The sequence below is a fragment of the Agromyces cucurbitae genome (assembly GCF_058349945.1).
In genome coordinates this window covers 476,033-488,886 of record NZ_JBYRES010000004.1, presented here as the reverse complement: position 1 = coordinate 488,886, position 12,854 = coordinate 476,033, and the positions used below count along the sequence as shown (strand labels likewise).

Below are 12,854 nucleotides of genomic sequence, written 5' to 3'. Positions count from 1 at the left end.
CCGTCGACGCGCGCGTATCGTCGCCTGCACGAACCGACCACGAGGAGCCCTCATGTCGCACCACGAGCCGCACGCCGTCACCGAGCCCCGCACGGGCGCGGTCATGGGCATGCGCGGCTGCGTGCACGCGAGCGACTGCTCGAGCGACCGCCCCGGTCACGGCCTGCATGCGATGCAGCTTCGGCTCGCGACCGCGACGCCGTCGAAGTGGGTCGACGCGATCGTCACCGAGGTCGACGCCGACGGGTTCGCGACGATCGCGGCGCTCGACGGCGGCAGCGCCGGCGACGGTGACGGCGTTCGCCGCGTCTGGCACCACGATGCGTTCTCGGGCGCGATCGCTCCCGGGCACCCGGTCGCCCTGCACGCGATCTACGGCGTGCTCGCCGCCGGTGCGCTGCGCTTCAGCGTCGCCGACGCCTGAGCCCCACGGGCCTCACGGCCGGCGAGCCCGCGGCCCGCGATGCCCCGTCGCTCCTCCGACACTGCTCCGCTGAGCGGAGCAGTGCCGGAGCGATGCGAACCGCCTCCTGCTGCGGCACGAGTCGCGGATCGGCGGCGGTGCGACGGCGACCTACCCCATCGGCATCGCCCCGCTCATCGAGCCCATCATCTTCTCCATCGCGGCAGCGCACTGATCGCACGCCATCGCGCACATGCGGCAGTGCTCGCTCATGTCGGCGTGCGCCATGCACTCGGCCGAGCAGGCGCGGCACATCGCGACCGTCGTCTGCATCATCGACGTCATCACCTGCAGGTCCATGCCGCGCATGCGCAGCATCATCCGCATCATGGTGTCGCACACGTCGGCGCAGTTCGCGCACATCGCGGCGCATCGGCCCATGCCCTCGCCCGCGTCGGCATCGGCGCACATCAGGCACGCCTGCATGCACGCGGAGAGGGCCTCCATACACTCCTGCATCATCGCGGCGTCCATGCCCGGCATCGGCATCTCCGACGACGACATCGCGTCCTTCATCATGTCCATCGTCATGTTCATCGGCGCACCCGTTCCACCCCGGGCGGCCGAGCGTCGACGGTGCCGGCGGAGGACTCGGCGACCCTGATGCGGGCCATGCTACGCCGCGGTCGGCGGCGCCTGAAGGGGCGCCGATGACGTTCTCGTGACAGCTGCGTGACGGCGGGCGGCCGGGTACGGCGAAGGGCGGATGCCTCGCCCCGCGCGCGGCGCGAGGCGAGGCATCCGCCCATCGAGCAGGTCGGTCAGAGCACCGCCGACGACTCGAGCCCGGCCTCGTCGAAGTCGACGTCGCGGGTCTCCTTCGAGACCAGCAGCGCGATGAGCGTCAGCACCGCCATCGCCGACAGGTAGATGCCGACCCAGAACGGGCTGCCGCCGCCGGCCTGCCACAGCGCGACCGCGATGAACGGTGCGACCGCCGCCCCGAGGATCGACGAGACGTTGTACGAGATGCCCGATCCCGTGTACCGCACGTTCGTCGGGAAGAGCTCGGGCAGGAGGGCGCCCATCGGGCCGAAGGTCATGCCCATGAGCGAGAAGCCGATCACGAGCCAGCCCATGACGCCCGCGAAGCCGGCCGACAGCAGCGGCACCCAGAGCAGGCCGAACACGATGATCGCCGCGGTGACCCAGATGAGCGTCTTGCGACGGCCCCAGCGGTCGGCCCACGGTCCCGAGAGCAGCGTGAAGACGCCGAAGAACACGACCCCGCCGATGAGCATGAGCACGAACGTGTTGTACGAGTAGCCGAGGCCGGGCAGCGCACCCTCGGGCGCCTCGATCGGCGCACGGCCGTAGCTCAGCGAGAACGTGGTCATCAGGTAGAAGAGCACATAGGTGGCGAGCATGAAGAAGGTGCCGAGGATGAGCTGCTTCCAGTAGCTCTTGAAGACGCTCGCGAGCGGCAGGCGCTTGATGCGGCCCTGCTTCGAGGCCGTGGCGAAGGCGGTCGACTCGACGAGGCGCAGTCGCACCCAGAGTCCGACGGCGACCATCACGACCGAGAACAGGAACGGGATGCGCCAGCCCCAGTCGAGGAACGCCTGCGACGGCATCGTCGGGTCGTCCGACGGCAGTGCGGCGGCGATGATGAGGAACAGCCCGTTCGCGATGATGAAGCCGATCGGCGCACCGAGCTGGGGGAACGTGCCGTACCAGGCGCGCTTGCCCTTCGGAGCGTTCTCGGTCGCGACGAGCGCGGCGCCCGACCACTCGCCGCCGAGCGCGAAGCCCTGCGCGATGCGCAGGATCACGAGCAGCAGCGGAGCGAGCCAACCCACCGCGGCGTACGTCGGCAGCACGCCGATGAGGAAGGTCGCGATGCCCATCGTGAGCAGGGCGCCGACGAGCGTCGCCTTGCGGCCGACCCGGTCGCCGAGGTGGCCGAAGAACACCGCACCGAGCGGGCGGGCGACCATGGCGGCGCCGAACACGGCGAACGACGCGAGCAGCGCCGTGGTCGGGTCGCCGGCCGGGAAGAAGAGGTGCGGGAAGACGAGCACGGCCGCGGTCGCGTAGACGTAGAAGTCGTAGAACTCGATCGTCGTGCCGATGAGGCTCGCGAGGATCACGCGACTGCGTGGATTGGCGGGTGCTGCGGGAGCGGCCGTGGCCGCGGTCGATGACGACATCGCTGCGAAGACTCCAGAGGGTGATGCGGGTGACGCTGCACTCGGGCACGTCGGTCTGGCGCTCAGCCTGGGGGCAGTCATGGAATCGTCGCTTGTGGCAACCCGCATACGATACGGCACGGATGCCGCGCCACCCCGCGATCGGGGGTGATCGGCGCCCGTCGCTGCGACGAGCGGTGGTGATCGTGCGACGAACGGCGCACCCCGGTCGGTCGAGGAGGCGCGCAGCGCCGTATCGAGACCACCCGCGCCCGCGGCATCCCCGTTCAACCGAAGGTTCGACGCGGCCGAGGCGCCCGCCTCGTTAGGCTGAGCCCATGGATACCCTCTTCAGCGTTCTGCACGTCACCGCGGCCGTCTTCATCGTGGGCCCGATGGCCATCCTGCCGATGACCGCGATGCGCGCGGTGCGTGCCGGCAACGGCGCGCAGGTCGCGACGCTCGCGAAGTCGACGATGATCTTCAGCTGGCTGTCGCTCGCCGTCTTCGTGTTCGGCTTCGGCGCGATGAGCATGGCGCCCGACGAGTACGACCTCTCGGTGACGACGCCGTGGATCCTCTGGTCGATCATCCTCTACGTCGTGGCGTTCGCGCTGAGCCTCTTCGTGGTCGTGCCGGCGATGAACCGTGCCGCCGAGGCGCTGCAGGCGACCGGGGCGGAGGCCTCGGGTGCCGCGGCCTCGGAGCGCCAGGGCTACCCGGCGATCGCCGCAGGCAGCGGCATCGTCTCGCTGCTGCTCGTCGCGGTCGTCGTGCTCATGGTCTGGAAGCCGTAGCACCCCGGGTCGGTCGAGTAGCGACGAAGGAGCGTATCGAGACCACCCGCCGAGTGGTCTCGATACGGCGCTTCGCGCCTACTCGACCGACTTCAGCGCGCCGAGCGCCCGCGCCGTCGCGATGGCGGCCTCGGCCGCCTCGCGTCCCTTGTCCTCCTTCGAGCCGGGCAGCCCTGCGCGGTCGAGGCCCTGCTGCTCGTCGTCGAGGGTGAGCACGCCGAAGCCGACCGGCTTGCCCGTGTCGAGGGCGACCCGGGTGAGCCCGTCGGTCGCGGCCGACGACACGTACTCGAAGTGCGGCGTGCCGCCCCGGATGATCACGCCGAGCGCGACGACCGCATCGGCACCCGCCTCGAGCGCCGCCTTCGAGACGACCGGCAGCTCGAAGCTGCCCGGCACGCGCACGAGCTCGTAGTCGGCGCCGGCACCCTCGAGGGTGCGGGTCGCGCCGGCGATGAGGCCATCGGTGATCTCGTCGTGCCAACTGCCGGCGACGATGACGACCTTCAGGCCCGAGCCGTCGATGTCGAGTACGGGGGATCCCTGTCCGCTCATGATGCGTGTCCTTCCAGGAGGGCTTCAGCCGCGGCATCCGCGAGCTGCTGGTCGTCGATGGCGTGGCCCATGCGGGACGCCTTTGTCTCGAGGTACCCCTGGTTCACCTCGCCGACGCCGACGACGAGCGGTACCCGCTCGACGACGTCGATGCCGTGCGCGGTGAGCTGGCGCACCTTCTCGGGGTTGTTGGTGAGCAGGCGCACGCGCTCGACGCCCAGGTCGGTGAGGATCGCCGTCGCCGACGAGTAGTCGCGTGCGTCGATCGGCAGGCCGAGCGCGAGGTTCGCGTCGAGCGTGTCGAGTCCCTGCTCCTGCAGCCGGTAGGCGCGCAGCTTGTTGATGAGCCCGATGCCGCGCCCCTCGTGCCCGCGCAGGTAGATCACGACGCCGCCGTCGCGCTGGATGGTGCGCAGCGCCGAGTCGAGCTGGGGTCCGCACTCGCACTTCAGCGAGCCGAACGCCTCGCCCGTGAGGCACTCGGAGTGCACGCGCACGATCGCACCGGCCGGGTCGGCCGCCGGGTCGCCCGCGATGATCGCGACGTGGTCGGCGCCCGTGCCGCGGTCGCGGTAGGCCCGCACGCGGAACTCGCCGTGCACCGTCGGCAGCATCGTCTCGACCTCGAAGTCGACGGGCGAGCTCTCGGGCACGACGGCGGCGGCGCCCGCCTCGAGGCTCTGGCCGTCGTGCCACTCGCGCAGCCAGTCGATGAGCGCCGCGACCGTCGTGACGGGCAGCCCCTCGCGCTCGCCGAGGGCGATGAGGCCGGGCAGCCGCATCATCTCGCCGTCGTCCTCGACGAGCTCGCCGATGACGCCGACCGGGTTGAGCCCGGCGAGGCGCATGAGGTCGACCGCCGCCTCGGTGTGGCCCGCGCGCTCGCGCACGCCGCCGTCGACGGCGCGCAGCGGCAGGATGTGCCCGGGGCGGACGAGCGCCGAGGGGGTCGAGCCCGGGTCGGCGAGCACGCGCAGCGTGTGGGCGCGCTCGGCCGCGGAGATGCCGGTCGAGTTGCGGTCGGCCGCGTCGACCGAGATCGTGTAGGCCGTGCCCCGCACGTCTTCATTGCGCTCGACCATGAGCGGCAGCGACAGCCGGTCGGCGACCGCGTTCGGCATCGGGGCGCACAGGTAGCCGCTCGTGTGGCGCACCATCCACGCGATCCACTCCTGGGTCGCGAACTCGGCGGCCATGATGGCGTCGCCCTCGTTCTCGCGGGCCTCGTCGTCGGCGACGATGACGGGCTTGCCCGCTCGCAGGGCGTCGAGCACTTCGGGGATCGTGGCGAGGCTCATGCCGCGCCTCCTTCGGTCGTCGTGGCGGGTTCAGCGGGCGCCGGAGCGCCCCATGCGGGAGGACGTGTCTCGAAGCCCACGGACGACGGCAGCGTGCGGTGGTCGCCGAATCGCAGCATCCGGGCCACCTGGCGCGCGACGATGTCGGTCTCGATGTTGACGAGGTCGCCGACCTCGCGCTCGCCGAGGGTGGTGGCGGTGAGGGTCTCGGGGATGAGCGACACCTCGAACCAGTCGCCGTCGTCGTCGGCGCCGACGCTCGAGACGGTCAGCGAGACGCCGTCGACCGCGATCGATCCCTTGTCGACGACGAGCGGCGCGTGCTCGGGGTCGAGCGAGAAGCGCAGGTAGCGCCACGCCTCGCCCGGGCGGATCTCGAGCACCCGGGCGGTGCCGTCGATGTGCCCCTGCACGATGTGGCCGCCGAGGCGGTCGCCGACCCGTGCTGCGCGCTCGAGGTTGACGGCGAGGCCCTCGCGCGCGCCGTCGAGGGTCGACATCGCGAGCGTCTGGGCCATCACGTCGGCCGTGAAGCCCTCCTCGTCGAAATCGACGACCGTGAGGCAGACGCCCGACACCGAGATCGAGTCGCCGTGCGCGACGCCCTCGACCGCGAGCGGCCCGTGCACGGTCAGCCGGGCGGCGTCGCCCGAGCGTTCGACGCGCGTGATGCGGCCGAGCTCCTCGATGATTCCGGTGAACATGTCAGTTCCCTCCAGGGTGGGTGGTCGGATGGGCGACGAGCAGCACGTCGTCGCCGAGCCGCTCGACGGCGGCGAAGCGGAAGCGGTGGGCGTCGGCGATCGTCGGGATGCCGAGGTCGCCGACGGCGAGGCGATCGCCGCCGAGCAGCATCGGTGCGACGTACACGAGCAGCTCGTCGGCGAGGCCCGCGGCGAGGAACGCGCTCGCGAGCGTGGGCCCGCCCTCGACGAAGAGCGAGCGGATGCCGCGGCGCTGCAGTTCCTCGAGGTCGGCGGCCAGATCGTCGCCGGAGCGGAGCACGGGCTCGTGCGGGTGACGATGCACGGCGGCGTCGTCGGCGATCGCGCGGTGTCCGAACACGACCGGCACGGGCTGCTCGTCGAGCAGTCGCCCCGCGTCGTCGCGTGCCGTGAGCGCGGGGTCGTCGGCGAGCACGGTGCCGGTGCCGACGGCGATCGCGTCGGCGGCCGCGCGCCGGCGGTGCACGTCGGCGCGGGCCTCCGGGCCGGTGATCCACCGGCTCGTGCCGTCGGCCGCGGCGGCGCGGGCGTCGAGGCTCGCGGCCCACTTGACGATCACGCGCGGACGACGGCGCCTCGCGGCGAAGAGCCAGTCCTCGAGCATCGCCTCGACCTCGTCGGCGAGCACGCCGGCCGTCACCGCCACGCCCGCCCCGCGGAGCCGTTCGGCGCCGCCCGACGAGTGGTCGCCCGGATCGGCGACCGCGTAGACGACGCGAGCGACGCCCGCCTCCACGAGGGCGACCGCGCAGGGGCCCGTGCGGCCGGTGTGGTTGCACGGCTCGAGGGTCACGACCGCGGTGGCGCCGCGAGCGGCGCCGGGCTCGAGCTTCGCGAGCGCGTCGACCTCGGCGTGCGCCGTGCCGGCCCCGCGATGCCAGCCCTCGGCGATGATCTCGCCGGCGGGGGAGAGGATGACGCAGCCCACGCGCGGGTTCACCCCGCGAGCCGGGCCGAGCTCGGCCAGCTCGAGCGCGCGGCGCATCGCCGAGGCGTCCGCCCCGAGCCGTTCGTCGACCGTCGTCATTCCCTCGTCCTCATCCGAGGCTCCGGGGAATGCTCGGTCGGCCGCGGTGCGTTCACCGCGGCGTCGACGGCGCGCACGGCGCTGCCGACACGTGCCGCCTCCCATCCGGACTTTCACCGTCGGTACCGGAATTCCACCGGTTCAACCGTGCGCTGCCGACCTCTCGGTCGACGCGCCCGGCTCGCGGACTGTCACCGCCGGCTCGGAATTACACCGACCCCGGAGCACGTTTCTCGTGTTCGATCATAGGTCAACGCAGCACGGGCCGGCCTATTCCCGCGTCACACGGAGGGCGCCGTCTCGACGAGCGCCCGCGCGGTGCCCTCGTCGACGATGAGGTCGGTGATGAGCCCGGCGGCGAGCGCACCGCGCAGGCCCGCGAGCTTCGCGCGCCCGGAGACGACGCAGATCCGGCGGGGCGCTCGGCGCAGCACGGCGAAGTCGGGACCGGTCGCACGTTCGTTCAGCGCGATGCCCTCGGTCGAGCCGTCGGCACGGTAGAACACCGTGGCCACGTCGCCGACCGCCCCGTCGGCGCTCAACCCCTCGTAGTCGGCCCGCTCGAGGTAACCGCCCTGGTAGACGTGGCTCGGCACCTCGGCGAACGGCGAACCGATGCCGAAGAGGGCGAGGTCGAGACGCCCCTGCAGTTCGAGCAGGCGCCGGGTCGAGCGCTCGCGCCAGAACGCCTCCTTCGTCGCGGGGTCGTCGAAGAACGCCGGCACGGGGAACTGCTGCACGCGCGCTCCGAACGCGTCGCCGAACCGGCGCAGCAGCTCGCTCGCGTAGACGATGCCGGTCGTGCGCACGTTGCCGGCGCCGTTGAGCTGCACGATCTCGGTGTTGTGCGTGGCCTTCGGCACGAGGTGCCGGCTCATCGCGCCCATCGTCGAGCCCCACGCGACGCCCACGAGCTGGTTCGAGTCGACGAACCGACCGAGAATCCGTGCAGCCGAGAGCGCGACGCGGTCGAGCCGGTCGACGTCGCTCGCATGGTCGGGTACGGGGATCACGTGGGCGGCGACCTCGAATCGCTCGAGGATCTCCTGCTCGATGCGGCTCGGCAGGTCGAGCGGCGAGTGGATCGAGATCTCGACGAGCCCGCTCGCCCTGGCGTGGCTGAGCAGGCGCGAGACCGAGGATCGCGAGGTGTGCAGCTCGTGCGCGATCGCATCCATCGTGAGGTCCTGCATGTAGTACAGGTGCGCCGCACGCAGCGCATCCCGGGTCTTGCCGGGCACGGCCTCGTCGGCGTCCACCGTCGCGAGGAGTTCCTTGTCGATCATCCGTCCACCTTGCACATATGTTCACGCGGCTTGCAAGTTCGTGCTGCCGTGTTCACGATGTATTCATCCACACCCGGCAGGCTCGTGCAAGCCCGCCGTTCGCTCCCCGAGAGGACAGTGATGTCAGCGCAATCGACGAACCGGAACCGCCGGCAGCCCGCACCCGCCGGTGCGGTCTCGACCCGCGAAGCGGTCGCATCCCTGCGTGAGCGCCCGCAGGCCGCGGTGCTCGTGATCGGCGGCGGCATCAACGGCATCGCGACCTTCCGCGACCTCGCCCTGCAGGGCGTCGACGTCGTGCTCGTCGAACGCGGCGACTTCGTCTCGGGGGCGTCCTCGGCCTCGTCGCACATGATCCACGGCGGCATCCGCTACCTCGAGAACGGCGAGTTCCGCCTGGTCAAGGAGTCGGTCGAGGAGCGCAACGGGCTCATCCGCATCGCGCCGCACTACGTCAAGCCGCTCGAGACCACGGTGCCGATCTTCTCGACCTTCTCGGGCATCCTCTCGGCGCCGTTGCGCTTCCTGACGCACAAGTCGGGCAAGCCGACCGAGCGCGGGGCCGCGCTCATCAAGACGGGGCTCACGATCTACGACTCGTTCTCGCGCGACGGCGGCGCGGTGCCGCGGCACCGGTTCCACGGCGCGAAGCGCTCGCTCGCAGAGCTCCCCGCGCTGAACCCCGGCGTCAAGTACACGGCGACGTACTACGACGCGAGCATGCACGACCCCGAGCGGCTCGCGCTCGACGTGCTCTTCGACGGGCTCGCCACCGGCGCGCACGCCCGCGCGGTGAACTACGTCGAGGCCGTCGGCCACGACGCGGCCGGCGTGCGCCTCCGCGACACGACGACGGGCGAGGAGTTCTCGGTCGCCGTCGACGTCGTCGTCAACACGTCGGGGCCGTGGACCGACCTCACGAACGCGGAGCTCGGCCGCGAGACCCGGTTCATGGGCGGCACGAAGGGCTCGCACATCGTGCTCGACCACCCCGAGCTCCTCGCCGCGACCGCCGGCCGCGAGATCTTCTTCGAGCACGAGGACGGCCGCATCGTGCTCATCTACCCGCTCAAGGGGCGGGTCATGGTCGGCACGACCGACCTCGAGCACGACATGCGCGAGCCCGCGATCTGCACCGAGGAGGAGGTCGACTACTTCTTCGACCTCATCGCGCACGTTTTCCCAGCCATCCGCGTCGACCGCTCCCAGATCGTCTACCGGTTCTCGGGGGTGCGGCCGCTGCCCCGGCACGACGACACCCAGCCCGGTTTCGTGTCGCGCGACTACCGCATCGAGCGGGCGGATGCCTCCGGCCGGCCGGGCACGACCGTGCTGAGTCTCGTGGGCGGCAAGTGGACGACGTTCCGCGCACTCGCCGAGCACCTCTCCGACGAGGTGCTCGCACTCCTCGGCCGCGAGCGGGTCGTCTCGACGAAGGGACTCGCGATCGGCGGCGGTGCCGGCTACCCGGCTACCGACGACGCCCGTCGGGTGTGGCTCGTCTCGCACGGCGACGAGGTCGGGCGCGCCCGCGCCGACGAACTGCTCGAGCGCTACGGAACCCGGGCGGCGGCGTTCCTCGCCGGCATCGAGGGGGAGGTCGACGAGCCGCTCGTGCACCACACCGGCTACAGCCGCCTCGAGATCGCCTGGCTCGCGCGCGACGAGCACGTCGTGCACCTGCAGGACGTCGTGCTGCGCCGCACGAGCCTCGCGTTCACCGGCACGGTCACGGCTCCGCTGCTCGACGAGCTCGCCGTCATCGTCGGCGCCGAACTCGGCTGGCCGGCCGAGCGCGTCGCCGCGGAGATCGCCGCGACGACGGCACTGCTCGCCGAGCGGCACGGGGTGCGGCTGGAGGTCCCTGCGTCGGTCGAGTAGGCGCGCAGCGCCGTGTCGAGACCACGGTGGGGTGGTCTCGACACCCGCTCTCCTCCGTCGAGCGCTACTCGACCGACAGGGCCCGGAATCTGCACGGATGTGCACCCCGAAACGCCTCGCAGCGGCATTTCCGGCGGGTACGTTTCATCCGGGCCGAACGCGGCCCGGTCGTTCGAACGGGCGGATGCCGCATCCGCCCTCGCCTCGTGAAAGAAGGTCAACGTGGACAATCTCGGTCTCGTCTTCCTCTCGGAAGTCGTCGGAACCGCACTGCTCGTGCTGCTCGGCTGCGGCGTCGTCGCCAACGTCGCGCTCGCGAAGAACAAGGGGCACAACGGCGGCTTCCTGATGGTCAACATCGGCTGGGGCTTCGCCGTCTTCGCCGGCGTCATCGTCTCGTACGCCTCGGGCGCCCAGCTGAACCCCGCCGTCACGCTCGGCCTCGTGGCGAACGGCGCCCAGGAGTTCGGCTCGGGAGTGCCCGTGAACCTCGTCTCGGTGCTCACCTACATCGGTGCCCAGATGCTCGGTGCATTCATCGGTGCGGTGTTCTGCTGGCTCGCCTACAAGCAGCACTTCGACGCCGAGCCCGACGCGGGCAACAAGCTCGGCGTCTTCTCGACCGGCCCCGCGATCCGCTCGTACGGCTGGAACCTCGTCACCGAGATCATCGGCACGTTCGTGCTCGTCTTCGTCGTCATCGGCTTCGGCCGCAACGGTGACGCCGGCGGTCTCGCCGCACTCGGCGCCCTGCCCGTCGCCCTGCTCGTGATCGGCATCGGCGCCTCGCTCGGTGGGCCGACCGGCTACGCCATCAACCCGGCCCGTGACCTCGGTCCGCGCATCGCACACGCCATCCTGCCGATCGCGGGCAAGGGCGGCTCCGACTGGGCGTACTCGTGGGTGCCGGTCGTCGGCCCGATCATCGGCGGCGTGCTCGCCGGCTGGGCGGCGCTCGTCCTGCTCCCGGTGCTCGGCTGACCCCGAGGCATCCGCACCTCGACCCCCATCACCACCATTCACTGACAGCAACGGAGTTCTCAGATGGCTGACTACGTCCTCGCGATCGACCAGGGCACCACCTCGTCGCGCGCGATCATCTTCGACAAGGCCGGATCGATCGTCTCGACCGGACAGCTCGAGCACGAGCAGATCTTCCCCAAGGCGGGCTGGGTCGAGCACGACCCCGCCGAGATCTGGCGCAACACGGGGGAGGTGATCGGCCAGGCCCTCGGCAAGGTCAACCTCACCCGGCACGACATCGCCGCGGTCGGCATCACCAACCAGCGCGAGACCACGGTCGTGTGGGACAAGACGACCGGCGAGCCGGTCTACAACGCGATCGTCTGGCAGGACACGCGGACACAGCCGATCGTCGACCGGCTCGCGGCCGACGGCGGCGTCGAGCGGTTCAAGGCCAAGGTGGGACTCCCGCTCGCGACCTACTTCTCGGGCACGAAGGTCGTCTGGATCCTCGAGAACGTGCCCGGTGCGCGTGAAAAGGCCGAGGCGGGCGACCTGCTCTTCGGCACGACCGACACCTGGGTGCTCTGGAACCTGACGGGCGGCGTGGACGGCGGCGTGCACGCGACGGATGTCACCAACGCGAGCCGCACGATGTTCATGGACCTCGAGACCCTGCAGTGGGACGACGAGATCCTCGCCGCCTTCGGCGTGCCGCGCTCGATGCTGCCCGAGATCAAGTCGTCCTCGGAGGTCTACGGCGTCGCGAACGAGCACTCGCTGCTGCGCGAGACCCCGATCGCGGGCATCCTCGGCGACCAGCAGGCGGCGACCTTCGGCCAGGCCGCCTTCGCGACCGGCGAGGCGAAGAACACCTACGGCACGGGCAACTTCCTCATCTTCAACACCGGCGAGGAGATCGTCCACTCGAAGAACGGGCTGCTCACGACGGTGGGCTACAAGCTCGGCGACCAGCCCGTGCACTACGCGCTCGAAGGGTCGATCGCCGTCACGGGTTCGCTCATCCAGTGGCTGCGCGACAACCTCGGCCTGATCTCGTCGGCCGCCGAGGTCGAGGAGCTCGCGAACTCCGTCGAGGACAACGGCGGCGCGTACTTCGTGCCGGCGTTCTCGGGGCTCTTCGCGCCGTACTGGCGACCCGATGCGCGGGGCGCGCTCGTCGGCCTCACCCGGTTCGTGAACAAGGGGCACATCGCCCGCGCGGCGCTCGAGGCGATCGCGTTCCAGACCCGCGACGTGATCGAGGCCGTCAACGCCGACGCCGGCGTCGACCTCACCGAGCTCCGCGTCGACGGCGGCGCCACGGCGAACGACACGCTGCTGCAGTTCCAGGCCGACCTCCTCGGGGTGCCGGTCGTTCGTCCCGTCGTCGCCGAGACGACGGCCCTCGGTGCCGCGTATGCGGCCGGGCTCGCGGTCGGGTTCTGGTCGAGCCTCGACGAGCTCGCGCAGAACTGGCAGGAGGACAAGCGCTGGACGCCCTCGATGGACGAGGCCGAGCGCGAGCGGCTCGACCGCAACTGGAAGAAGGCCGTGTCGAAGACCCTCGATTGGGTCGACGACGACGTCATCTGACGTCGAATGCTCCCACCGGGGGTTACGGTGGGTTCTCGGGCCGGGCGCATGGGGGTGCGCCCGGCCCTCTCTCGTTCGGGGGTGCGTTGCTCCCTCGCCCGATGATGCCGCCCGCGGTCGAGCCGTGCGTCGGC

At 71.1% G+C, this 12,854-nt stretch carries 12 protein-coding genes and 1 riboswitch; of the genes, 5 read left to right on the top strand and 7 right to left on the bottom strand.

The genetic code is table 11. The features are described from left to right. The first annotated feature begins 52 nt into the window (after window positions 1-52). Complete coding sequence (locus tag AC3RJ6_RS16715; protein ID WP_491428235.1) at window positions 53-424, top strand: hypothetical protein; 372 nt, start codon at window positions 53-55, stop codon at window positions 422-424. 150 nt (window positions 425-574) lie between these two features. On the opposite strand, the gene AC3RJ6_RS16710 is transcribed toward AC3RJ6_RS16715, so the two are convergent. Then, window positions 575-946, bottom strand: coding sequence for a four-helix bundle copper-binding protein (locus tag AC3RJ6_RS16710; protein WP_491428234.1), 372 nt, complete (start codon window positions 944-946; stop codon window positions 575-577). Window positions 947-1,224: 278 nt separating this feature from the next. After that, window positions 1,225-2,613: an MFS transporter gene (locus AC3RJ6_RS16705; protein ID WP_491428233.1), complete on the bottom strand. Its 1,389-nt coding sequence runs from the start codon at window positions 2,611-2,613 to the stop codon at window positions 1,225-1,227. A 317-nt stretch (window positions 2,614-2,930) separates the two neighbouring features. On the opposite strand from AC3RJ6_RS16705, the gene AC3RJ6_RS16700 reads away from it, so the two are divergent. After that, window positions 2,931-3,389: a DUF2269 family protein gene (locus AC3RJ6_RS16700; protein WP_491428232.1), complete on the top strand. Its 459-nt coding sequence runs from the start codon at window positions 2,931-2,933 to the stop codon at window positions 3,387-3,389. Window positions 3,390-3,467: 78 nt separating this feature from the next. On the opposite strand, the gene ribH is transcribed toward AC3RJ6_RS16700, so the two are convergent. The 5 genes from ribH to AC3RJ6_RS16675 all read right to left on the bottom strand — a co-directional run bounded on the left by ribH (window position 3,468) and on the right by AC3RJ6_RS16675 (window position 8,280). Next, entirely contained in the window at window positions 3,468-3,944 is a 477-nt protein-coding gene (ribH, locus tag AC3RJ6_RS16695; RefSeq protein ID WP_491428231.1) for a 6,7-dimethyl-8-ribityllumazine synthase, read from the bottom strand. After that, a complete protein-coding gene (gene ribA, locus AC3RJ6_RS16690) occupies window positions 3,941-5,242 on the bottom strand; it encodes a GTP cyclohydrolase II (RefSeq protein ID WP_491428230.1) in 1,302 nt (433 codons plus the stop codon). Before ribA ends, ribH begins: the two co-directional genes overlap by 4 nt. Next, complete coding sequence (locus AC3RJ6_RS16685) at window positions 5,239-5,946, bottom strand: riboflavin synthase (protein ID WP_491428229.1); 708 nt, start codon at window positions 5,944-5,946, stop codon at window positions 5,239-5,241. The genes ribA and AC3RJ6_RS16685 overlap by 4 nt, the downstream gene beginning before the upstream one ends. A 1-nt stretch (window position 5,947) precedes the next feature. Then, entirely contained in the window at window positions 5,948-6,994 is a 1,047-nt protein-coding gene (gene ribD, locus AC3RJ6_RS16680; protein WP_491428228.1) for a bifunctional diaminohydroxyphosphoribosylaminopyrimidine deaminase/5-amino-6-(5-phosphoribosylamino)uracil reductase RibD, read from the bottom strand. An 87-nt stretch (window positions 6,995-7,081) separates the two neighbouring features. Next, window positions 7,082-7,226, bottom strand: a riboswitch (FMN riboswitch). 49 nt (window positions 7,227-7,275) lie between these two features. Then, complete coding sequence (locus AC3RJ6_RS16675; RefSeq protein ID WP_491428227.1) at window positions 7,276-8,280, bottom strand: sugar-binding transcriptional regulator; 1,005 nt, start codon at window positions 8,278-8,280, stop codon at window positions 7,276-7,278. A gap of 120 nt (window positions 8,281-8,400) precedes the next feature. Here AC3RJ6_RS16675 and AC3RJ6_RS16670 point away from each other — a divergent pair, with 120 nt between their 5' ends. The 3 genes from AC3RJ6_RS16670 (at window position 8,401) to glpK (ending at window position 12,720) form a co-directional block, all read left to right on the top strand. After that, window positions 8,401-10,161, top strand: a complete 1,761-nt coding sequence (locus AC3RJ6_RS16670) for a glycerol-3-phosphate dehydrogenase/oxidase (RefSeq protein ID WP_491428226.1) — start codon at window positions 8,401-8,403, stop codon at window positions 10,159-10,161. Between the two features lie 222 nt (window positions 10,162-10,383). Beyond that, complete coding sequence (locus AC3RJ6_RS16665; RefSeq protein WP_491428225.1) at window positions 10,384-11,142, top strand: MIP/aquaporin family protein; 759 nt, start codon at window positions 10,384-10,386, stop codon at window positions 11,140-11,142. A 63-nt stretch (window positions 11,143-11,205) separates the two neighbouring features. Then, window positions 11,206-12,720, top strand: coding sequence for a glycerol kinase GlpK (gene glpK, locus AC3RJ6_RS16660; RefSeq protein ID WP_491428224.1), 1,515 nt, complete (start codon window positions 11,206-11,208; stop codon window positions 12,718-12,720). The last annotated feature ends 134 nt before the right edge of the window (window positions 12,721-12,854 follow it).